The organism is Bacteroidota bacterium, assembly GCA_018266835.1.
Classification (GTDB): Bacteria; Bacteroidota; Ignavibacteria; order Tepidaquicellales; family Tepidaquicellaceae; genus JAFDZO01.
Genome location: JAFDZP010000002.1, coordinates 642,875 through 664,757 on the forward strand (window position 1 = coordinate 642,875; position 21,883 = coordinate 664,757).

Genomic DNA, 21,883 nt, shown 5'->3' on the forward strand with positions numbered 1-21,883 from the left:
AGAGAAAATCGGATTAAGAGAATAGATTTATTCCGTTTCAGTATGTTTTTTTTCCGCTTGAGTAAAAATGTGATAACTTTAAAAACTGTTAAGCGTATTTTTAAACAATTAATAAAATTCTTTTTTTAAATTTAATAAGTATAAAATGGCAAGAGTATTACATTTTGAAATTCCCTCAGACAATCCTGAAAAATTAATTAATTTTTATTCAGACGTTTTTGGATGGAAATTTAACCGCTGGGGAGAGGAACAATACTGGCTGGCAGAAACAGGTCCTGCCGATGCTCCGGGAATAAACGGTGCAATAATAAAAAAGAATGGTCCTGATCACCCTCTTGTAAATACGCTTGGAGTGGATAACATAGACGAAACTATAAAAGCCGTGCAGGATTTTGGATGCGAAATTGTTGTCCCTAAAATGGCCGTTCCCGGAGTAGGATATTTAATGTATTTCAAAGATCCGGATAATAACATAACCGGTGCAATGCAGATGGACTCAAACGCAAAATAAAAAGAATGGAAAATTCATTTCAATCACTTAACTGGCTTGCAGTTATTGCTGTTACATTACTATCGTTTCTTATTGGAAGCATTTGGTATTCTCCGGTTCTTTTTGGGAAACTCTGGCAAAGAGAAGCGGATATAACTGACGAAAAAATGAAAACCGGAAATATGGGAATCATTTTTGGAGGAGCATTCGTTTTAATATTTATATCAATGTTCAATCTTGCTATGTTTCTTGGTCCGAAATCCGATTTGTCATTCGGAATGATTGCAGGATTTCTTACAGGATTTGGCTGGATTGCTACTTCTATAGGAGTTCTGTATTTATTTGAACGCAGATCTGTAAAACTTTTTTTTATTAATGCAGGATATCATATTATTTGCTTTACCGCATCGGGAGCAATATTAGGAGCCTGGAAATAAAATATTTTAAAATGAAAAGAATACTACTATTTCTAATTTTTTTAATTTGTATGTCAAATTTACAAGCGCAAGACACTGATAAAAAAGAAATAAAAGACGGAGAGATGAAAAAATATTATTTCGTTTTTCTTAAGTCTGGTCCCAATAAAGATAACAGCGACACTGCAAAGATGAGTAAGTATCAGGAAGGACATATGAACAACATAAGAAGGATGGCTGATATGGGTAAGCTCCATATAGCAGGTCCGTTCTTAGATAACACCGAACTTCGCGGGATTTTTATAATGGATGTAAAAGATGAAAATGAAATAAAAGAATTACTGGCTAACGATGTTTATATTCAGGAAGGATATTTAGTTGCGGAAATTCATCCATGGTATTCCATGAAAGGCGCAAGCTTGAAGTGAAATTAAAGGTGATTGTATTATTTTACAATCACCATTTTTATAGTTTCAAATTCCGTTTCAGTTTTTATCTGACAGAAATAAACTCCGCTTGGCAGATTTTTCTCAGAAAAATTTACTTCGTGTTCTCCGTAAGTTTCCACTTTATTTACTAATTTTGAAATTTCTTTCCCCGTAATATCATAAACAATTAATTCAATATACTGTGTTTTGTTTAGTGTATAAACAATTTTAGTTGACGGGTTAAACGGATTAGGATAATTTTGTTGTAACTTTATTGACGAAGGAACCTTGGTGCTTAATCCGCTTACGGATACTGTTCCGTCATAATTATTTGTTTTTAGAATCACACCTGAATTTAAAGCCAGCCATCCTGTTGCTCCTACAAACGACATCCTGCCTACACTATAAGAATACGAAGGTGATTTTGTCCAATTAATACCACCGTTAGTAGTTTTGTAATAGTATGCATAAATATCAATTGCCATTCCGTTTAATGAATCCAGAAAATTCATTGTAACAAAATATCTTCCATTGAGTTCATCAAAGTAATATTTATTCCATGTGTTTCCGCCATCTGTGGTTTTTAAAACTCTTATTTTATTAAAAACACCTGAATCTCCACCTACCCAACCGGTTTTTTCATTAAGAAAAAACATTGAACCGCTTTTTATACCTGTTGCAGTATATTGTGTTGCCCAGGTAACTCCATTATCGGAAGAATAATGAATTTTAGTTGTTGATCCTGAAGATTCTCCGGTTTCAAGTATCCAACCTTTATTACCCTTAAAAATAATTCTATAAAGTGATTGTCCGAAAACAGGAGAATTAATACTATCCCAGGTATTGCCTGCATTAGTAGTCCTTAAACAAATACTTGACATATTTCCGACTCCAACCGCCCAACTTGTGTTATCATTTTGAAAACAAAAATCGCTTACAGTTGTATATTTGGGACCGTCAAATACATGTTGCCAGCTGAATCCATCATCCGTGGATTTCAGAATAATTGTTTTAGGAGTAAGTCCTAATATAAAATCACGCATACCTCCCTGCAAGATATAATTCGAACCTTTATACATAGCATCATAATAATTCAATGTATCTCTTGCTCTGATATTCCAGTTGTTTCCACCGTTCGTTGTTGTTAATATAAAACCTCTGGCGCCAATAGCACCAGAATTAACATTGTAAAAACTCACGGGACCCAAATAGTATGAAAATCCACTTTTAACATTATTCCAGTTACTACCTGAGTTAGTTGTATATAAAACATTTCCTGAATCCCCTGCAATAACACCTCTGGTCAAATCTAAAAATTGACCTGAAGTTAATCCTGCTTCTGTATAGTAAATTCTTGTCCAGTTTACTGCGCCATTGGAAGTCCGATATACTCCGCGTAAATCAGAAGAATTGCTTATTGCGTAACCTGTAAGGTCGTTTACAAAACTTAGTGAAACAAACGAGTATGGGTTTGATGAAGCTAATGTCCAACTATCGCCGGAATTTGTAGTAGTAAATGTGTTCCCAAGATTATCTGAACAATATCCTGTAGCGGCGCTTCCAAAATTGAATGAAGTGATGTTTCCCGTTGTAGCAGCAGTAAAGAGTGTCCAGTTAGTTCCGCTGTTTGTTGTTTTAAAAATTTTACCGGCCCTTCCATAGCACCAGCCTGTACTACTGTTTATAAATCTGAATCCTTCCATAACATCAAAAGAATTTAATAAGCCCCAATTAGTACCGCCATTAGTGGTCTTGTAAACACCTGCAAAGTTTCCAGATATAAATCCTGTTAAGGAATTAATAAAGTGAACTGATTTCAGATTTAATGTTGTGCCGGAAGAAAATTGAGTCCAATTATTTCCTCCATTGGAAGATTTGGCGAGAAAGCCTCCGTTTCCGCAGGCATAAAAATTGTTATTATCAGAAAATTGAATTTTTTGAAAGGAAGTTCCGCCTAAAACAAAATTTATTAAACTCCAATTTACTCCGCCGTTAGTACTTTTTAAAACACCATTTCCATCTCCGACAGCATAAATAGTATTATTATCAAGTGCAGATACATGATTTATTTTAAATCCAAACGGCTGCGGATTTTGCCACATCCACTGAGCAAAAATATTATTACAACAAATTAATAATACGGCGATAACAATTTTTGATTTCATAAAAAAATTTACTGGTTATAAATGTTATCAATCACCGGCTGAAGTGAATTCTGATAAGCCGGATTCGTTCTTATTGCTTCCTGAAAATCACTTATTGCATCTTCTCTTCTTCCCATATCAAGATATGTGAATCCCCTGTTCTGAAATGCGAAAGCGTAGTTAGGGTCTATCGATACAGCTCTTGTAAAATCTTTAATTGCTTTTTTAAATTCTCCCTGCGAGCGATATGCCATTCCTCTGTTGTTTAATGCATATGCATAGTCCGGAATAATTTCCATAGCTCTGTTGTAATCATCAATAGCTAAATCATATTTCTGCATATCATTGAATACTACTCCTCTCTGAACAAATAAAGCAGCATTTTTCGGGTCCATATTCAAAGCTGTTGTATAATCGTTTAAGGCGTTATCATATTCTCTGGTTGAATAATATAAGTTTGCTCTGTTAACATAAAAATCTTTTAATGTAGAGTTGAGCTCTATTGCTTTATTAAAATTATTCAGAGCCTCAGTATTGTTCCCTGCTTTTGCATCAACTAAACCAAGTCCGTTATATGCTTGGGCGTAGCTTCCGTTCATATCTTTTGCCTTGGCAAAATCCTGTCTGGCGTTATCATAATTTCCTGCATCATAATAAGCAATTCCTCTTCCGTAATAAGCATCATAAAGAGAAGTGTTTAACTCCAGAGCTTTTGTAAAATCTGCAATAGCTTTATCTGAATTCTTAAAATAGTTGTTTACATTTCCGCTTTTTAAAAATGCCTGAGCGCTGTAAGGTCCAAGTGATTTTGCATTATCATAATCAGTCCATGCATTGCCGAAATCGCCGACTGAAACGTGCGCATCACCCAGCGCCATTCTGTAATCGAAGTTCGTAGGGTTTAACTCCACTGCTTTGATTAAGTCTCCTATTTCTTTATCGTACTCTTTGTTGTAATGATAAATTTTACTGCGATTATAATATGCATCGAAGTTGTTGGGGTCAAAATAAATCGCTTTGAAAAAATTACCCAATGCTAAATCATTATTTCCCTCACCGTAATATAATTTACCGAGAGAATTATATGCATATGAGTTATTTGGCTGAATTGATATTGAGTTTTCATAAGCAGCAATTGCTCCTGCTCTGTCGCCCATCGCCTCATAAGTAATTCCTTTATTAAAGAATGCATAATCATAACCGGGATTATACTGAGTTGCGAGATTAAAATTATCAAGCGCTGCCTGATAGTTTTTTGTATCGTACAAAACCATACCCTTTGTATTGTAAGCTTCGGGTAAAGTAGGGTCAATTCTCAGTGCATTATCAGCATCAAGCAAAGCTTGTGTTTTATTATTCAGAAGATAATAAGTATATGCGCGCAGATTTAAAGCGCTGGCATAACTTGGCTGCTGAGCTAATGCCTGATTGAAATAATCGAGAGCAGTTGAATATGAACCGCTGTACAAAGCAGTTTTTCCGTAATCATATAAATCATTTGCCGTCTGGCTTTGTGCAAGGTTTATGAAAATTCCCCATAGAAATAAAATCTTTACAATATTTTTGAGCATAACTCTTTTTAGTTTATATTTCACAACAAAATTATGGAAAATAAGTTTAAAAATAAGTGGAGAAAAATGAGAGATGGATGGTGAATATTAAGCTAATGGCACAACCATAACAGGAATTTTAGAATGTCGGATAATTTCTTCCGAAATACTTCCGATAATAAGTCTCTTCCAGCCCGCAGTTCTGTGAGTTCCTGTTACAATTAAGTCAGCTCCCCAGCGTTCTGCTGTTTTAATAATTTCTTTAACAGGCTTGCCAACGGGAGTAAATTGTTTTATGCTTAAATCGTGAAAATATAAATCACGGAAGCCTTGCATAAATTTATCGGACTCTTTTTCAAGAATAATTAATGCATCGGCAGGAGAAATTCCTGCATCTATGTTGCCCACAGTCTGAGATTCATCAATCACATGTATCAAACCAATTTCAGCGTTATTAATTCTTGCGAGCTCAACACCTTTTTTAACAGCTTCTATTGAATAAGCGCTGTCATCTACTGAAATTAAAATTTTATTGAAACCCATGATATTTTTTAAATCTTTTTTATTAAATACATTCCGAAGAATGTTGCTGCAAGACCTAATGCAAAACTTAAGATTGTATAACTCACAAAATACATATAATCGCCTTCTTTTATCAGAGCATAATTTTCATAGGAGAAAGTAGAGAATGTTGTAAATCCTCCGCATATACCTGTTGCAAGGAACAATCTGTATTCTAATGTAAACCAGTCAAACTTCTCAGGCAGTGTTAAAAAAATTCCAATAAGAAAGCAGCCGACAACATTTACAACAAAAGTTGAGTAAGGAAAAGGATTATGAATCCAGCCCGTAAAAGATTTACTTACTAAATACCTAAGCGCGCTGCCGATACCTCCGCCCAGGAAAACAAGTAACAGTTCCTTCATTAAATTAATTTTTCATTAGAGAATCTATCTTAGCTTTTGCAAACTGATTATCAGGGTATAATCTCAGAATCTGCTGATACATTTCCAATGCTTTCGCCTTCTCACCGGTTTTCAGATAAATTTCAGAGGCTCCGCTGAGAGCATTTACATTATTGGGGTCGCTTTTAATTGCTTCATTAAAATACTGAAGTGCTTTTTTATCATCTTTTAGTTCTACATAACACATTCCTATATTATTCTGATATCCTGATTTAAGGGAGGGATTTAATTCAATCAACTCCTCTAGATCCTTTATAGATTCTTTATATTTTTTAGAAGAATAATTATCAAAGGAGCTCTTTTCTTTCAACTGTACTATCTGCATCACTTTCTGATTTGGCGTTTGCATGCCGGGTACATTTGGATTTTGTCCAGGTGTGTTGTTCTGGATTTCATTGGGATTCATTTTTAACGCTATAAGCATAGACTGCGATTGTTTATAATCTGGAATAATTTTTTGGAGTCTTTCCAGCATGTTTATCGCATCGTTCTTCTGATTTTTCATCTGATAAATCTGCGCAAGCTGGAAGTAACCATCCGGAGCAAGTGAATCTATGGAAATGCCTTTTTTAATTTCTATCTCTGCAGAATCCAGATTATTGTGTAACATATGTATTAATCCAAGATTATGGTGGGCAAGAAGTGAGTTATCTCTTATCTGTATAGCGCGTCTGTATCTCATCGCAGCTTCATCGTAGTTTTTATTGTTGGCATAAATATTTCCTGCATTTACAAGAAGAACGTTTCCGTCAATACCATCAGCTGTTGAATACAATATATCATTTGTTTTCCACTCGGCATTTCTTTTTATGGTAAGATATGAATATGGAAGTATGATTAATAAACAAACCACTGCTATTGCTGATTTGTTCTTATCATTCATATATTTTATTAAAATTACTCCGATAAGTAAAGACAAACAAAATGAAGTCATATATAAAAATCTTTCTGCCATAAAATTCATAGTGGGAATGAGATTCATAACAGGCAGAAGAGTTACCAGAAAAAATAATATTACAAACGAAACTTTACTCTCCCTTTTATATAATAAGAAAGCTCCGGCAAGCATACCTAGTATGAATACTAAAGAAAGCAGTGCCTTTAAATCCAACGTAGTTGAATCCGGCAGAAATCCGTTATAATGATACAATAGATTTACGGGATAAAGTAGAAGTTTAAAATATAACGGTATTGTTTTTATCATAGTAAAAAATACTGTTGCAGTATCTTTACCTATGAAATACATATAGTTTGGTCTATCCGGAGTATCTTTCAGTGCCAGATATCTTATAATAAAATAAAAAATCGTAACACCGGCAAAAATTAAATATGTTCTTAAATTTGTTTTGAGATATTGTAACGGTTTTTTCAGATATACAAAATCATAAAGCAAAATTATAACAGGCATGGTGACAATCATTTCTTTGGAAAGCAATCCCAGAAAATAAAACACAACAGAAAGAATCAGAAACTTTGAAGTCTTATTCTCTGAATTTGAAAACTTGATGTAATACAAAAATGAAGCGAAGAAAAACAGAGTTACTATGGAATCCGTTCTGCCGCTTACCCAGCTAACCGCTTCTGTATGAATAGGATGAACTGCAAAGATTAGAGTTATTACCAGAGCAATAAAATTACCATACTTCGATTTTGCAAATAAAATTGTAAAAATTTTAAACAACAGCAGACAGGCAATTAAGTGTATTATTACATTTGTTATATGAAATCCTTTAGGAGATAAGCCATACAAAGCATAATCAATTGCATAGGTTGCGGAAACTATTGGACGGTAATACTTTCCTATTACTTTTGCAAAGCCATCTTCACCCGTGAGGTATTTAGGAATACTGGAAAGACTGGTGATGGACTGGTTATTCTGCACAACACTTTCATCATCAAAGACAAAATCGTTCTGAAATGTATTATAAAAAACAATGAGTGTAACTATTGCAATAATAATGTAACCAAGTGAAGTTTTTATATTAAACATTGAGTTTTATTTTTTTAAAATTATTTCCATTAATCCTACCCTTATCATCATTATAGCTATGGCAGCTAAAAATAATGACGCAACTTTAGCAAATGCTTTTGAACCTGCCTGTCCCAGAACTCTGGTAGTAGTGTCAGCATAATATAATGCCATAAAAGTAATAAGTATATTTACAATTAATGAAGTAATGGTATAATAAAATCCATAGGAATTATTGCTAATCATTATAGTTGTCAGTACTCCGGGACCGGCGATAAGCGGCACTCCCAGTGGAACTATACCAACATCTGACGGTTTAATATCACGTACACGCGATGAATAGAATAATAAATCGTTTATTGAAATAATAAGGAGAATAAGTCCTCCGGCTATTCTGAAATCATTAACTGTTATACCAAGAAAATTAAAAATTGCGTTACCTATAAATAAAAATGCCAGGCAAATAATGAGAGCAGCTAAACTTGCCTGAAGAGTGAGTTTCTTTTTTTCTTCTGTGTTAATTTTATCGGTCAGTCCCAGATACATCGGAATAATTCCAAGCGCATCAAATGCAACGAACATCGGGATAAACGAAAGAAGAAAGGTATCGAAAGTCATTTTATTTTTCAGATAACTTTATCAATTTACGATTAAAAGAAATATTTAACAATTTAAAACAACAATAAGATAATTTATGAGATATTTAAAAAGCCTGATTTTAATTTTTTTATTATGTGTTTCCCTCAATTTATTTGCTCAGAATAAATATGCCGTCTCAATAAATTATACTCCTGTTTTAAATACTTCAGATTTTGAATCCGTTTTCGGCGGAAAATCCGGCAAAAAAGTTAAGCTCGATAATCAGGGACTGATAAGAGAAATGGAATTTGTAGCAATGCCTAATACGGTATTTGAAATTACAGAAACAATCCCCAAAACAGATTATAATATTTTCAAAGTGTATACTAATGATTACCAGTATAAAGGTGATTTTTATATCGATAGCAGATTTGTTAGAGTAATGGATTCAAGGCAGGAAGACAGATGGAAAATTATTCCCACCAAAGAAGAGATTATAAAAAATATGAATGCCCTTGAAGGATATCCTTACATGTGGGGAGGAAATGCTGCAGACGGAGTCTCTGAAATGCTGACTTACTATAAGCCTGCAGGAGAAATAGATGACGCGACTAAGACTAACTGGATAATGAAAGGCGTTGACTGCTCGGGATTGATATATCAGTCTACGGGAGGCGCAACACCGCGCAATACTTCAACACTTTGCACTTATGGCAAAGGAATTGAAATTGAAAATTTATCTGCTGAAGAAATCGCAAAAAAATTACAGCCATTAGATATAATTGTATGGAGCGGTCACGTTGTAATAGTTCTGGACGATAAAACAACAATAGAAAGCACACCGGCTGCCGGCGTGCATAAGTCTGATTTAGTATCCAGAATAAAATCAGTTATGAATGAAAGAACTCCCGTAAACGACTGGACTTCCACATCAGGTAAAAGATTTGTTGTAAGGAGATGGGCAGAGTAGACTAATCTTACCCCAGCTCAAAACTTGTAACTCCGAATACTTTCTCAATAGGAATTCCCGGATTTCCGTTCATGTACATTCTTGCAGTTTCAAAGACATACTTCATGTTGTATTTTTCCTGAATTGCCATTCCTTCTTTATTGGTTTCGGGGATATCAAGATACACTTCCTTGCCGTCTGCAAATTCTATTAAAGATAAAAATAATTTTTCTGCAATGAATTTTTCTTCAGCAAAGATGGGGCCGATTTTATATCCCTTAAAACACTTTCTTATCACTCCGTAACCTGAAACTAAACTGTTATTAGTTATTGCTAAACCGTATGATTCAGGCATAACTACCCACTCTTTTAAAAATGCGCTTCTATCTGCCTTAAAAATATTTTTATCAAAGTGAACTAAGTCATACATAGAAATATTTTTCAGCTCCATGCATTCCGTCTGCAGTTTTCCTTTCATACCAATACCTTCGTATCTCATCTGGTTGTGAGCAAAAACAAATCCTGCTTTTTTATAATTTTCCTGCTGCGCCACCACTCCGTCAATTCCTAAGCAAAGTCCGTTCACGTATTCAATAACGTGATTATACATCTTTATTCCATAGTCCTGCTTTCTGTATTCTTCTTTTACAATATAAAATCCGCCGAATGCAAACTTATCTTCATATTTTACTCCCGAAACGCATGCAATCGGTTCACCGTTTAATTCTCCTATAAAATAACCGTTAGGGTCTGCAGCAAAAAATGGTTTTTTGTCATGTAATCCCGGATTCCAGCCCTCTTTTTGGGCTAAACCTATCATAAAATCTAAACCATTTTCATCTGCATTACGTATTATGTAATTATTGTTGGTCATTCTTTAAATTTTTATTTATTTATATTTGTTCACTAAAGAAAGCATTCTCATCCACTAATTCAATGAAAATTTTATATTCTTATTTAAAAAATTACAGAGGTATTGTATTACTTGCGCTATTTCTTGCAGCAGTTAATCAGGTCTTCTCACTTCTTGACCCGTATATATTCAGATTAATCATCGACGGTTATGCAACAAAGTTTGAGCAGTATGATTTAGAGCATTTTATAAAAGGTGTTTCATGGCTGTTGTTCCTTGCAATTACAGTTGCCTTTATTTCAAGAGTCGCTAAAAACTTTCAGGATTATTATATAAATAATATCACTCAAAGACTTGGGGCAAAGATTTATTCCGATGGACTAAGACACTCGCTTGAACTTCCCTATCAGGTTTTTGAAGACCAGCGAAGCGGTGAAACTCTCGGCATACTTCAGAAAGTGAGGCTCGATACTGAAAAACTTATCAGCGCAGGAATAAATATTTTATTCACGTCACTTGTAGGATTGGTATTTGTTATTGTTTACTCACTATCTGTACACTGGATAATCGTTCCCCTTTATGCACTGCTTGGACCATTAATCGGAATTGTAAGCTCACGTCTAAGCAAAAAAATTAAAGTCGTTCAAAAAGATATTGTAGCGCAAACAACTGCACTTGCAGGTTCAACTACTGAATCTTTGAGAAATATTGAGCTTGTAAAAAGTCTTGGTCTTGCCAATCAGGAAATAACCAGACTGAACAACACCACTGATCAGATTTTACAGTTAGAATTAAAAAAAGTAAAGTATATCCGCAAAATCAGTTTCTTACAGGGAACAATGGTAAATCTGTTGAGAAATATGATTCTGATAATTATGCTTTATCTTATTTTTGACAGACAGATTACTTTCGGACAATTCTTCTCATTATTCATTTATTCGTTCTTTATTTTCGGACCGCTGCAAATGATGGGTGACGTAATTAATATTTACAGGGAAGCAGAGGTATCGCTGAATAATTTTGAAAAAATTATGAACATGCCTATTGAAGAAAAACCGAAGAGTCCCGTAGTTATCGATAGCATTAAAACGCTTGAGTTTGAAAATGTTACATTTAAACATCTGACAGCTAAGGGTAATGCGATTTCTGATATTTCGTTCAAGACTGAGCTTGGCAAAACAATTGCCTTCGTAGGACCTTCAGGCGCAGGTAAAACCACTCTGGTAAAACTTCTTGTGGGACTTTATAAACCGCAGGTTGGAAGAATTTTATATAACGGGGAACCTGAAAGTGTAGTTGATTTAGACAATTTAAGAAATCAAATCGGATTCGTTACACAGGATACACAATTATTCTCTGGTACAATTAAAGAGAATCTTTTATTCGTAAATCCCAATGCTACCGACGAAATGATTTACGATGTGTTAAAGAAAGCCGCATGCGACAACTTACTTGCAAGAGCGGATAACGGCATTGATACAGTCATCGGCGAAGGCGGTGTGAAAGTTTCGGGCGGTGAAAAACAAAGACTTTCCATTGCAAGAGCTTTATTAAGAAGACCGACAGTGATGGTGTTCGATGAAGCAACTTCAGCTCTTGACTCATTAACAGAGGAAGAAATCAGCAGGACAATAAGAGATATTTCTTCGAGCGACAAGCATTTAACTATAATGATTGCGCACAGATTATCAACTGTGCTGCACGCCGATACAATTTATGTTCTTGAAAAAGGACAGATTGTCGAATCAGGCAAGCACGCAGATTTGATTGAAGAAAAAGGATTGTATTACGCCATGTGGAGACAGCAAATCGGTGAAAGAAAAAGAGATAACGATGGTGTGAACTTATTGAAGCCTAAAGAAGAAGTTAAAAATTAAAACAAAAATTAATTTAAAGTTAGAACCTGATCCCGCTATAGCGGGATCAGGTTTTTTGCTTTTAATTTTTATAAATAATCGAACATCCGATTGATTTCGTTTCCTTCACTTTCACTTCCTCACCTTTTAATAATTCATCGACAGCGTTTTCAACAAATTTATTTTTTACTTCTTCCGGATGAGCTGCGTTGTCATCAATCGCTCCGTTATATTTTATTATCCATTCATTGTTTTCTTTCCAGATAACAAATGCATGCGGAGTTTTCTTAGCGCCGAAATTTCTGGCTGCTATCTGATCTGCGTCCGATAAATAAGAAAAATTGTAATTACCCTCTTTTGCAGTCTTCACCATTTCCATAAAGCTGTTCTCTTCAAACTGCAAGGTGTCTGAGGAATTGATTGCAATAAGCGGAACATTTAACGGCCTATATTTCAAATTCATTTCATTCATTCTCTGGGGATATAGCTTTGCAAATGGACAGCCATTGCTTGTGAATACAACTATAAATCCTTTTGAATCCGGAAAATCTTTAAGTGATAGCATCTTGCCATCAACGTTTTTCAGAGTAAAATCACCAATGCTCGTTCCTGTATCACCTGAGAAACCCGTCAGAAATAGAAAGCAAATGCATAGAACTGTTAAAACGATTTTCATTTTTTTATAAATCTTAATGTTTGTGTTTCAAAAGTTTTATCCAATGTAACCTGCGCAAAATAAATTCCGACAGGCAGTCCGCTTATATCAATTCCGTTTTGAATATCAGGTCTGGGCAGCATATACATAGTTTTACCTAGAGTGTTTGTAATTCGAACGTAATAAACTCCTGAACTCGCTCCTGTATTATTCAGAAATAATTTATTGAATGCTGGATTTGGATATACACTGAATAACGGATGCTGCTGAACAGTAGTTGTTCCTTCAACTATTCCTACAGAAGAGTTCTTTACAACAAACTGCCCCATCATTCCGTCATCTTCATGTAATGCTATATGACAGTGGTACATAAACGGATGGAGTGAGTCGGCATAATCTTCAAACTTTGCTATGAACCTTATCGTCTCATTTGATTTTACCAAAAGGACATCTTTCCATCCGCCCTCGGCAGCCGGAGGAGCAACACCATTTCTTGTGAGAATATGAAATTCAACATCATGAATATGAAATGGATGAGCAAAACCTGAAGTGCTTGTTATCTGCCATATCTCAGTGTTATTCAGCGGCACGTTGTAGTTATTATAGTTTATATCGAAAAGCTTATGATTTATTACGAATCCTACACCCGGAACTCCTGCTATAGTTGTATCAGATATTGTAAGAGCACGAGTAATATTGGCAGAGCCTTCATTCGGAAAAACATTCGTTGTTAATGTTGTTGGAATTGAAGTTATTGGATTTGAAGTCTGAGCAACCACATTCAATCTCAAAATATTAAAATCTTTCCTTGCAAGAAAATTATAGAAAGGTGTACCCGGAGGGAACACATCTCCACCCGGAATATTTTGCGCTAGCACAGAATTATAAGCCATCAAATTTACATTTTGTCCGGATTGTCCTGTGAAATCTACAAGTATTTCTATTCTCTCTCCTGCAGAAAGCAGATATCTGTTAAGTGCAACAGGAGCATTGAGTAATCCACCGTCGCTTGTTATCACATAAAAATTTCTATTATCACTAAAACCAAGATTGTATGAACGCTCCGTTGCTCCGTTTAAAATACGGAATCTCACTACCTGTGCAGGAGCATTGGTTTGCGGTCTTATTGTTCCGTTCACAATCATTGTATCTCCATAGGGAGCAACTTCAATCTGATTAGATGAAGTAAATCTTCTGTCAGTTAAAACTAATGGGATATCATCAATTCCGTATTTTCTTGGAAGAGGTAAAGCGCTTTCAATATTATCGCGTACAATTATAAGTCCCCCAAGTCCGCTGCTTATTTGTTCTTCAGTTGTCATGTGCAGATGCGGATGGTACCAGAAAAGTCCCGCATTATTCGTTACCTGCCAGTAAGGCTGCCATATCGTTGAGGGAGGAATAACCTGATGCGGTCCTCCGTCCATAACCGCAGGCAGGTGCATTCCGTGCCAGTGCATTGTAGTAGAATCCTGAAGTTTATTAGTCAAGTTTATATGCACAACATCACCTTTATTCCAAATCATTGTAGGTCCCCACCAGTTACCGTTTATACCCGCAGTTACAGTCTGGTTGCCGGGAATCATCTGCTTTATTGTATCCTTTGCAACGAGATTAAATGTTGTACCGCTTAAAGTATCAGGAATGAAAAGAGTGTTGTATTGCGCATTTGCTCCTGTAGAAAATGCGAGAAGAAGCATTGAAAAAAATGCAATGCGGGGGATTTTAGACATAATTGTGATTTTTTTTGTTCAATGAAATATTAGACGCCTATTTTTGATAAAACTTGCGTTCACCTTGTTTTTATTCAGTACTTTTATTCAGTACATTAAAGGATTGATGAAGACTTGAAAAATTACCTGCTTCTTAGTAAGTTTTAATGAAAATAAAATTATAATATTAAATTGATTAAAAATTATTTTGATGCAGAGAAATTCGAAAGTTTATTTTTCGTTGCAGTAGGTATTATTGCAGTTTTAATTTCCATATGGTTTTGGATTAAATTAAAAGATTCTTTTTATTCAGGAATGGCAATTCCTCTGGTGCTTTTAGCACTAATTCAAATTACTGTTGGGATGAATGTTTATTTCAGGTCACCTAAAGATATAGTCCGCGTAGAAAGTTATCTGACAAATGATAAAAGTAAAATTACTGATACGGAAATTCCCCGCATGAACACTGTAATGAAAAACTTTGTTATATACAGATATATTGAAATACTATTATTAATAGCAGGGCTGGTATTATTTTTTATGTTTAGTCAAAATATTTTTATAAAAGGAATCGGAGCAGGATTGGCAGTTCAGTCATCTTTAATGCTTATGCTGGATTTTTTTGCTGAGAAAAGAGGTGCTGAATATCTTTCGTATCTTAATAATCTAAAACTTTAATTTGTTTTACTTGATTTGCTGAACTACTATCAAATATTAGAAATACCTCAAACAGCTTCAGTTACTGAAATTAAAGCTGCGTTCAGAAGGTTATCTTTTAAATATCATCCAGATTTAAATAATGATACGGATGCTGAAGAAAATTTTAAGAGAGTAAATGAAGCAAATCAGATCTTAACAGACCCCCTGCTGAGAAAAGTATATGATGAACGGTTAAAAATTTCAGGGATGAATTATACTTATCATATTCCAACATATAAAAATAAATCATACCAGAAACGAAAAAGTCCTCTACGAAGTGTAAGTTATGTTTTATTGTTATGCGTAACGGTATTTCTCATTATTCAGGCAGCATCTTCTTTATCTTCAGTAAATACTCTCAATGAATACAAATCAAACCTTTCAAAAAAAGCAAATGAGTATTATTTAAACTCGCAGGAAAAAAACAAGCAGATAGAAATTATTGTCCGCCGTACAAACAGCTTAGTGGATATGTTCAGAAACATTCCGAAATAATTTCTATCTATGAAAAAATTCTTTATATACTTAATGGCAGTATTTTATATCTGCGCAGGAATAAACCATTTCTGGCATCCGGCAGATTATATAAAAATAATGCCACCGTATTTATCTTATCAGTCAGAGTTAGTTTTTATAAGCGGAGTGTTTGAAATCCTATGTGGCATACTTTTAATTCTACCCAAAACAAGAAGAATAGGAGCATGGCTTACAATTCTACTTCTTATTGCAGTCTTCCCTGCAAATATTCAGATGACAATTAATTATTATAATGAACACAATCCTGACTTATGGATTTCAATAATCCGTTTACCCATTCAGTTAATTCTTTTATGGTGGGCATGGCTATATACAAAAACTCCTTTGTCTAAAGTGTCATAAACGACTAAGTAAATGAAACGAATCTCAGATTTTTTTTCCGTATTTTTAAATTCACCAAAAATTAATTAAACAGAGAAACACTATGAGAAAGTTTTTTCCCTTATTCATTTTAATTTTTATGTTTGCTGCTTTGGCAAAAGCGCAGACACCGCAGGTAGAGGCACCGATTCCGACTGGATTGGCTTCAGCTATGCACCCTGATTTTGCAGGTGACGTACTTGTTGCAAATGTAAATCCAATAGGACCGATGTCAGGAGTAAGAGCAGCAGACGGAAATTTATATGCAGCCATCAATGATACATTGCTTACATCCAATCTTGGATTAATCCTAATGAAATCTACAAACAACGGAAGCAACTGGTCTTTATTCGGTTCAGGAATTACTGCAAGAGCAAAATATACACAGGTAAAACTTGTGAGAGCGGGAGATTCATTGTATTGCTTTTTCAGTTTATCAGGAACCATTGCAAGATGGAATCCGATGAACGGACTCGTAACAGTTCTTTCACTTGCACCATTAAAGAATTTTGATGTCGCAGTTTCATCTACAAACAGCATGTACGTTTTTTATCAAACAAACGGCGATACTTTAAGAAGAATTGCAACGATTGACGGAGGTTACTCATGGACAGGTGCAGGGCTTATCTCTAACTCTGGAGGCTCACCGCAAATGACGTTTTCAACTTTAGGCGATACTTTAATTTTCAATTATCGCGGACCGGTAAGAGCGGATTTTCCTGAGAAATCAATATGGCGTTCTGGTCTTTACAGACAAAGCGGACCGGGAACTCTTGGCTTTATATCTTTATCGTTTACAGACATCATTCTTGATACTACGGTAGCTCACAATGAATTGAAAACAGTAAAACGCGGATTAAATGTCTGGACTGTTTTCACTGAAGGCAGTGCGGGAAATATAAATTTAAAATGTCTCACCAGTACAAACGGCGGCACAATTTACGGCTCGGCATTTTCTGTAGCTTCAAGTCCGACCAGAGATGAGTATTGGTTTGATCTTGCTGCATCTACCGGAATAACTTTCCCGGGTGTTGACTTGATTTATTATTCAGATAGTCTGCAGGCAGGAGTTCCTACAAATACATCAGATAAAATGTTTTATTCTTATTCAGGCAGTGATAATCCTTCATCTTTTTCAGCAGCACTGCAGTTTAATGATGTCCCACCAATTTCTTCTGCAAGTAACAGCAAACCATCGTTGGTTGAGCTTCCTGCAGGTGATTTTGGCGCTTTATTTTTAGGATATACTCCTGGTGGGAATAAAGTTTACTGGGATAGATTTTCTGCAATTACAAATGTTACAAATAACGGAAATTCAATTGCAGATAAATTTGAACTGAAGCAAAATTATCCTAATCCGTTTAACCCAACAACAAAGATTTCATTTAGTATTCCTAAGAGTTCATTTGTAAGCTTAAAAGTATATGATATAATGGGAAAAGAAGTTGCAAAACTTGTATCAGGAAATGTTGAAAGCGGAAATTATTCAGTTCAGTTTGACGGTAAGAACTTATCAAGCGGAGTTTATTTTTATAAACTTGAAACAGAGAATTTCAGTGAAGTAAAAAAGATGAGTCTTATAAAGTAATTATAAATTTTTCACAGTAAATTTGTAATAGGTGCAACCCGTTTTCTTTTTGAAGAGAACGGGTTTTTTATTTATAGGTCATTCTTATTGCTTAGTTCGGTAACATTGAATAACGTATTCTATAGATTAACCAAATTATAAAGCCTGCCCAAATGGATTCTAAAATGAAATGCCCTAAATGCGAAAGAGACGAGATCTTCAAGCATGATGTCAACGAGTCGGATTCAATATTTTATTGCCAATACCAGAAATGCAAATACATCTGGAAAAATTTTAAGTCAACCTTGCAGCAAGGTGAGTACAGAGTAAATTCTTCGCTTTAATAGAATTCTCGTTCCTGAGCCCCAGCTTGGGAATGTTCTTAGTTCAAAAACAAAACCCGTTTTCTTTTTAAAGAGAACGGGTTTTTTGTTTTGCAAACTTATAAATAAAAAATCAAAAACTATTTTTTGCCTGCTTAATATGAGCCAGATGATGTTTGCCATGCCATGAGTACATATGCAAAGCTTCTTTAAGCGAGAAAACCTTTTTATATTCTGAATGAATGTAACTTCTCTCAAAATCTTTTTTATCCAATGCCTTTAATAATAATGACCACCTTTTATGAACTGCCTCTACTAATGTGAGAGATATCTCCGGCGGAAGTTTTGCATCCGGAAGCTCTGCCCATCTGTCTTCATAATATGGCTTAATTGTTGGTTTATCCTCTGTTAAAGTCAGTTTAAATCTTATAAAAGCATTCATATGGCTATCAGGAATATGATGCACTACCTGCCTTATAGTCCAGCCGTCAGGACGGTACGGAGTTTCAAGCTGAGCATCAGTCAATCCTTCGACTTCCTTTCTTAAAAGAGAAGGAAGGCTTTCAATATCTTCAATGTAAGTGCTTATTTGTTCGAGGGAATAACTTGTGAGGGGTGAAAATTCCCCAATTGGGAATTTTAGCTTTTGTATATCCAATTTTGTTTGATTTTAGTTCAGAATCGCAAAAGTTTCGCGAAAATTTTTTATGCGAATATAAATTTTTATTTAATCATTTATTTATTTCTATATTATGTAAAGTTGATTTTATCTCTATATAAAATCAATAATATATTTGAACGAAATCTCAATCTTTTTCAACAAAATTTTAACTCATCCATTCTATCATGGTTTCATATAAAAGATACACATTAAGACTCAAAATTATTACGCTTATTAGCCATGCTATTATTTTCACGTAAGGCTTGTTTACAAACGGTCCCATTTTCTTTTTATCACCTGTGAACATTACCAGCGGCACGACTGCAAAACTCAGCTGCATAGATAAAATCACCTGACTTAATATCAGCAGACTTGTAGTCCCCTTCTCTCCATATAATATCGTAACAATAAGCGCCGGCACAATTGCTATCAACCTTGTTATCAGCCTTCTCAGCCATGGCTTCAATCTTATATTTAAAAAACCTTCCATTACTATCTGTCCTGCAAGAGTTCCTGTTATAGTTGAGTTCTGTCCTGAAGCAAGCAGAGCTATTGCGAAGAACGTACTCGCAAGTCCTGCACCGAGCAGCGGAGTTAATAACTGATACGCATCGGTAATATCTGCTACATCATGATGTCCCGTTGTATGAAAGCTCGCAGCCGATACAATTAAAATTGCAGCGTTTATAAAAAACGCAAGCAGCAATGAAACAGTCGAATCAATCGTCGCAAACTTCACAGCCATTTTTTTCCCGGGAACATTTTTTTCAAAATTTCTTGTCTGAACTATACTTGAGTGCAGATACAAATTATGCGGCATTACCGTTGCCCCTAAAATTCCGATTGCTATATAAAGCATATCCGGATTGAAAACAATTTTTGTAGTCGGAAGCAAACCCGCAAGCATGGGGAAAATATCAGGCTTTGATACAATTATTTCATACCCGAAACAAAAAAGTATAATTATTATTAATGCGCCTACAATACTTTCAATGTAACGGAATCCTTTATACTGAAAGAATAAAATCAGAAGAACATCGGCTGCAGTGAGCATAACTCCGATTGTAAGAGGAATTCCAAAAAGCAAATTCAAAGCAATTGCCGAGCCTATAACTTCCGCAAGGTCACATGCAGCAATTGCAACTTCACACAGTATCCATAGAACAAATGCAGCAGGTTTTGAATAATGGTCTCTGCATGCCTGAGCTAAGTCCCTGCCTGTTACAATACCCAGCTTCAAAGCAAGGTGCTGCAAAAAAATTGCAAAAAGATTTGATATTAAAATTACGGAAAGAAGAGTGTAGCCAAACTGCGCGCCGCCTGCAATATCAGTTGCCCAGTTGCCGGGATCCATATAGCCGACGGCTACCATTAATCCGGGACCTGCAAACGCAAGCAGCTTTTTCCAGAACGAACCTTTTCCGGGAACGCTAATAGTCCCGAATACTTCAGGAAGAGAATGGGTTATCCTCTCTCTTCTCCATCCGGTTTCTTTACGAACCTCTAATGTATTTTCAATATCTACGTCCTTGCCCATTTACAAAATTGTTTATTTATTTTTTTAATTTAATACGATTGATATTCCTGAACCAATAAAGAAGTTATTTGATTCTTCAGATAATCCCAATCCTCCGTAAACATCAATCACAATATTTTTTTTCACTAAATATGTAAGTCCTGCATCTAAATTTTGGTCAGAGACACCGCCGGACTTGGGAATGTTTCCAAAAATCTCCGCAAATGAACCAAGCTTAGGTGTAATTGAATAACCTAAAGATGCAGAATATGAGAAATCTTTATCTTCAAGGTCATCGCTCCACGCAACTCCGAGATTATATCCAACACTTAATTTATTATTTATTTCATTTGTAAATGCCAGAGTAAGCTCAGGAACAAAATATTTAACCTGTTTATCCTCATCTCCGATTTTAGGCAGTTTGACAGTTCCAATCACTCCAAAATCCGGGATGATTCCTTCTCCTTTTGATATAAATACTTTGGCTCCAATAGTTGGTGGGTTTAGGCTTAATGAACCGCTATTTCCGAATTCTACATTATTATCGCTGCTAAGAGTCTGGCGGTCAAAATCAAAACCCAATCTTAATTCGACATTTTTCAAAAGCCCATATCTAAAAAGAGTTGTAGGAGCGGTAAGAGTTTTAATTCTTAAATTTAAATTGTAGGAAGTATCTAAACCATAAACAGAAATATTATCAAATTTATGTAAAGAATATTCTATACCCGTCTCAATTTGAAATTTACCTTTATCTAAAGTATTCGGTGAATCCGTTTTATCAGGTCTGTCAGATTCTATATCCTGCGCAAATAAAATTACAGGTGTTAAAAAAAACAATGCTAAGAATAATAATTTTATTGGGGTCATTTATTTTTTAATGTTTATTGTGATACAAAAATACAATTAGAAAGTTTTTCACTAAGAAAAAGTTTTAAAGTTTTATTCTGAATCTGAATTGAGTTATCGAAGTTTATTTTTTCAAGGACTTTTATTTTATCGTTAAGCTTAAGTCCTATCTTAGATAAGTAAGCAAGTATTTCAGAATTTTCATCTGAAACTCTTTTCACAGTATAAGATATACCCGGCTCTGCCTTTGATAACTGAAAATCATTACATACATCTATGTTTCCGTTTATATCGGGTATAGGTTCTCCATGAGGATCGAACTTAGGAAAATTCATAAACTGCTCAAGGTTTTTTATGAGCTCATCAGAGGAAGAATGTTCAAGCCGTTCGGCTTCCGCATGGACTTTATCCCACGGGTATTTTAAATGTTTTACTAAAAAAACTTCCCAAAGCCTGTGTTTGCGGATCAAGTTAACGGCAATTTTTTCACCTTTGCCCGTAAGTTCAAACCCCTTATATGGTGTATTAGAAATATAACCTGATTTTGAAAGCTTTGATATCATTTCACTTACTGCCGCTGAGCTGATATTCAGTTTTTCTGCAAGCAGCGAAGTTGTAACTTTGCCCGTAACAGCTTTGATTGAATAAATATTTTTTAAATAATCCTCTATGCTTTTATTTTCCATTATTTAAATAATCTTACAAATAAAATTAAGCATACCTAACTTTAAATTCAAGGATAATTTATTTTGAGAAAAGTATGTCACATTTATAACAAAAAATCAAATCTTCTGACTGATTTTTAGTT

General features: G+C 34.8%; 23 protein-coding genes. 10 read left to right on the forward strand and 13 right to left on the reverse strand.

What is annotated here, in order from left to right; translation table 11 throughout:
• The first annotated feature begins 145 nt into the window (after positions 1 to 145).
• From JST55_04630 to JST55_04640, 3 genes are read left to right on the forward strand one after another with little or no spacing between them, the layout of a single operon-like run.
• On the forward strand, positions 146 to 511 hold the full coding sequence (locus JST55_04630; protein ID MBS1492766.1) for a VOC family protein: 366 nt from the start codon (positions 146 to 148) through the stop codon (positions 509 to 511).
• Positions 512 to 516: 5 nt separating this feature from the next.
• Complete coding sequence (locus JST55_04635; GenBank protein MBS1492767.1) at positions 517 to 927, forward strand: DUF1761 domain-containing protein; 411 nt, start codon at positions 517 to 519, stop codon at positions 925 to 927.
• Positions 928 to 977: 50 nt separating this feature from the next.
• Positions 978 to 1,334 carry a hypothetical protein gene (locus JST55_04640; GenBank protein MBS1492768.1) on the forward strand — a complete coding sequence of 119 codons (357 nt, stop codon included), beginning with the start codon at positions 978 to 980 and terminating at the stop codon, positions 1,332 to 1,334.
• 17 nt (positions 1,335 to 1,351) lie between these two features.
• On the opposite strand, the gene JST55_04645 is transcribed toward JST55_04640, so the two are convergent.
• The 6 genes from JST55_04645 to JST55_04670 all read right to left on the reverse strand — a co-directional run bounded on the left by JST55_04645 (position 1,352) and on the right by JST55_04670 (position 8,580).
• Entirely contained in the window at positions 1,352 to 3,499 is a 2,148-nt protein-coding gene (locus JST55_04645) for a T9SS type A sorting domain-containing protein (protein MBS1492769.1), read from the reverse strand.
• A gap of 8 nt (positions 3,500 to 3,507) precedes the next feature.
• A complete protein-coding gene (locus JST55_04650; GenBank protein ID MBS1492770.1) occupies positions 3,508 to 5,049 on the reverse strand; it encodes a tetratricopeptide repeat protein in 1,542 nt (513 codons plus the stop codon).
• Positions 5,050 to 5,136: 87 nt separating this feature from the next.
• On the reverse strand, positions 5,137 to 5,571 hold the full coding sequence (locus JST55_04655) for a universal stress protein (GenBank protein ID MBS1492771.1): 435 nt from the start codon (positions 5,569 to 5,571) through the stop codon (positions 5,137 to 5,139).
• A gap of 8 nt (positions 5,572 to 5,579) precedes the next feature.
• A complete protein-coding gene (gene crcB / locus JST55_04660) occupies positions 5,580 to 5,954 on the reverse strand; it encodes a fluoride efflux transporter CrcB (protein ID MBS1492772.1) in 375 nt (124 codons plus the stop codon).
• A gap of 4 nt (positions 5,955 to 5,958) precedes the next feature.
• Positions 5,959 to 7,983, reverse strand: coding sequence for a tetratricopeptide repeat protein (locus JST55_04665; GenBank protein ID MBS1492773.1), 2,025 nt, complete (start codon positions 7,981 to 7,983; stop codon positions 5,959 to 5,961).
• Positions 7,984 to 7,989: 6 nt separating this feature from the next.
• Positions 7,990 to 8,580, reverse strand: a complete 591-nt coding sequence (locus tag JST55_04670) for a MarC family protein (protein MBS1492774.1) — start codon at positions 8,578 to 8,580, stop codon at positions 7,990 to 7,992.
• 76 nt (positions 8,581 to 8,656) lie between these two features.
• Here JST55_04670 and JST55_04675 point away from each other — a divergent pair, with 76 nt between their 5' ends.
• On the forward strand, positions 8,657 to 9,511 hold the full coding sequence (locus JST55_04675; protein ID MBS1492775.1) for a C40 family peptidase: 855 nt from the start codon (positions 8,657 to 8,659) through the stop codon (positions 9,509 to 9,511).
• A gap of 7 nt (positions 9,512 to 9,518) precedes the next feature.
• Here JST55_04675 and JST55_04680 read toward each other — a convergent pair whose 3' ends face one another.
• Positions 9,519 to 10,364, reverse strand: coding sequence for a GNAT family N-acetyltransferase (locus JST55_04680; GenBank protein ID MBS1492776.1), 846 nt, complete (start codon positions 10,362 to 10,364; stop codon positions 9,519 to 9,521).
• Positions 10,365 to 10,426: 62 nt separating this feature from the next.
• Between JST55_04680 and JST55_04685 the strand changes: the two genes are divergently transcribed.
• On the forward strand, positions 10,427 to 12,220 hold the full coding sequence (locus JST55_04685) for an ABC transporter ATP-binding protein (protein MBS1492777.1): 1,794 nt from the start codon (positions 10,427 to 10,429) through the stop codon (positions 12,218 to 12,220).
• Positions 12,221 to 12,281: 61 nt separating this feature from the next.
• On the opposite strand, the gene JST55_04690 is transcribed toward JST55_04685, so the two are convergent.
• Both JST55_04690 and JST55_04695 read right to left on the reverse strand, forming a co-directional pair.
• Positions 12,282 to 12,875, reverse strand: coding sequence for a thioredoxin family protein (locus JST55_04690; protein ID MBS1492778.1), 594 nt, complete (start codon positions 12,873 to 12,875; stop codon positions 12,282 to 12,284).
• On the reverse strand, positions 12,872 to 14,587 hold the full coding sequence (locus tag JST55_04695) for a multicopper oxidase domain-containing protein (GenBank protein ID MBS1492779.1): 1,716 nt from the start codon (positions 14,585 to 14,587) through the stop codon (positions 12,872 to 12,874). Before JST55_04695 ends, JST55_04690 begins: the two co-directional genes overlap by 4 nt.
• Positions 14,588 to 14,758: 171 nt before the next feature.
• Here JST55_04695 and JST55_04700 point away from each other — a divergent pair, with 171 nt between their 5' ends.
• The 5 genes from JST55_04700 to JST55_04720 all read left to right on the forward strand — a co-directional run bounded on the left by JST55_04700 (position 14,759) and on the right by JST55_04720 (position 18,073).
• Complete coding sequence (locus JST55_04700) at positions 14,759 to 15,244, forward strand: hypothetical protein (GenBank protein ID MBS1492780.1); 486 nt, start codon at positions 14,759 to 14,761, stop codon at positions 15,242 to 15,244.
• Positions 15,245 to 15,259: 15 nt separating this feature from the next.
• Positions 15,260 to 15,760: a DnaJ domain-containing protein gene (locus tag JST55_04705; protein ID MBS1492781.1), complete on the forward strand. Its 501-nt coding sequence runs from the start codon at positions 15,260 to 15,262 to the stop codon at positions 15,758 to 15,760.
• 9 nt (positions 15,761 to 15,769) lie between these two features.
• Positions 15,770 to 16,144 carry a DoxX family protein gene (locus JST55_04710; GenBank protein MBS1492782.1) on the forward strand — a complete coding sequence of 125 codons (375 nt, stop codon included), beginning with the start codon at positions 15,770 to 15,772 and terminating at the stop codon, positions 16,142 to 16,144.
• 82 nt (positions 16,145 to 16,226) lie between these two features.
• A complete protein-coding gene (locus JST55_04715) occupies positions 16,227 to 17,750 on the forward strand; it encodes a T9SS type A sorting domain-containing protein (GenBank protein MBS1492783.1) in 1,524 nt (507 codons plus the stop codon).
• Positions 17,751 to 17,902: 152 nt separating this feature from the next.
• Positions 17,903 to 18,073 carry a hypothetical protein gene (locus JST55_04720; protein MBS1492784.1) on the forward strand — a complete coding sequence of 57 codons (171 nt, stop codon included), beginning with the start codon at positions 17,903 to 17,905 and terminating at the stop codon, positions 18,071 to 18,073.
• A gap of 112 nt (positions 18,074 to 18,185) precedes the next feature.
• Here the strand turns inward: JST55_04720 and JST55_04725 are convergent, their stop codons facing one another.
• From JST55_04725 to JST55_04740, 4 genes are all read right to left on the reverse strand, one after another.
• Positions 18,186 to 18,710 (reverse strand): putative metal-dependent hydrolase, encoded by a 525-nt coding sequence (locus tag JST55_04725; protein ID MBS1492785.1) that lies wholly within the window; start codon positions 18,708 to 18,710, stop codon positions 18,186 to 18,188.
• A gap of 169 nt (positions 18,711 to 18,879) precedes the next feature.
• Positions 18,880 to 20,250, reverse strand: a complete 1,371-nt coding sequence (locus tag JST55_04730) for an Nramp family divalent metal transporter (protein ID MBS1492786.1) — start codon at positions 20,248 to 20,250, stop codon at positions 18,880 to 18,882.
• Positions 20,251 to 20,274: 24 nt separating this feature from the next.
• Complete coding sequence (locus JST55_04735) at positions 20,275 to 21,096, reverse strand: transporter (GenBank protein ID MBS1492787.1); 822 nt, start codon at positions 21,094 to 21,096, stop codon at positions 20,275 to 20,277.
• A 14-nt stretch (positions 21,097 to 21,110) separates the two neighbouring features.
• Entirely contained in the window at positions 21,111 to 21,761 is a 651-nt protein-coding gene (locus JST55_04740) for a metal-dependent transcriptional regulator (GenBank protein ID MBS1492788.1), read from the reverse strand.
• Positions 21,762 to 21,883 lie beyond the last annotated feature (122 nt).

Coding starts and splice junctions, on each gene's coding strand:
- JST55_04665 (MBS1492773.1), bottom strand. CDS start 7,983: ATGTTTAATATAAAAACTTCACTTGGTTACATTATTATTGCAATAGTT.
- JST55_04730 (MBS1492786.1), bottom strand. CDS start 20,250: ATGGGCAAGGACGTAGATATTGAAAATACATTAGAGGTTCGTAAAGAA.
- JST55_04740 (MBS1492788.1), bottom strand. CDS start 21,761: ATGGAAAATAAAAGCATAGAGGATTATTTAAAAAATATTTATTCAATC.
- JST55_04670 (MBS1492774.1), bottom strand. CDS start 8,580: ATGACTTTCGATACCTTTCTTCTTTCGTTTATCCCGATGTTCGTTGCA.
- JST55_04655 (MBS1492771.1), bottom strand. CDS start 5,571: ATGGGTTTCAATAAAATTTTAATTTCAGTAGATGACAGCGCTTATTCA.
- JST55_04645 (MBS1492769.1), bottom strand. CDS start 3,499: ATGAAATCAAAAATTGTTATCGCCGTATTATTAATTTGTTGTAATAAT.
- JST55_04640 (MBS1492768.1), top strand. CDS start 978: ATGTCAAATTTACAAGCGCAAGACACTGATAAAAAAGAAATAAAAGAC.
- JST55_04690 (MBS1492778.1), bottom strand. CDS start 12,875: ATGAAAATCGTTTTAACAGTTCTATGCATTTGCTTTCTATTTCTGACG.
- JST55_04735 (MBS1492787.1), bottom strand. CDS start 21,096: ATGACCCCAATAAAATTATTATTCTTAGCATTGTTTTTTTTAACACCT.
- JST55_04710 (MBS1492782.1), top strand. CDS start 15,770: ATGAAAAAATTCTTTATATACTTAATGGCAGTATTTTATATCTGCGCA.
- JST55_04720 (MBS1492784.1), top strand. CDS start 17,903: ATGGATTCTAAAATGAAATGCCCTAAATGCGAAAGAGACGAGATCTTC.
- JST55_04680 (MBS1492776.1), bottom strand. CDS start 10,364: ATGACCAACAATAATTACATAATACGTAATGCAGATGAAAATGGTTTA.
- crcB (MBS1492772.1), bottom strand. CDS start 5,954: ATGAAGGAACTGTTACTTGTTTTCCTGGGCGGAGGTATCGGCAGCGCG.
- JST55_04635 (MBS1492767.1), top strand. CDS start 517: ATGGAAAATTCATTTCAATCACTTAACTGGCTTGCAGTTATTGCTGTT.
- JST55_04685 (MBS1492777.1), top strand. CDS start 10,427: ATGAAAATTTTATATTCTTATTTAAAAAATTACAGAGGTATTGTATTA.
- JST55_04695 (MBS1492779.1), bottom strand. CDS start 14,587: ATGTCTAAAATCCCCCGCATTGCATTTTTTTCAATGCTTCTTCTCGCA.
- JST55_04675 (MBS1492775.1), top strand. CDS start 8,657: ATGAGATATTTAAAAAGCCTGATTTTAATTTTTTTATTATGTGTTTCC.
- JST55_04650 (MBS1492770.1), bottom strand. CDS start 5,049: ATGCTCAAAAATATTGTAAAGATTTTATTTCTATGGGGAATTTTCATA.
- JST55_04630 (MBS1492766.1), top strand. CDS start 146: ATGGCAAGAGTATTACATTTTGAAATTCCCTCAGACAATCCTGAAAAA.
- JST55_04715 (MBS1492783.1), top strand. CDS start 16,227: ATGAGAAAGTTTTTTCCCTTATTCATTTTAATTTTTATGTTTGCTGCT.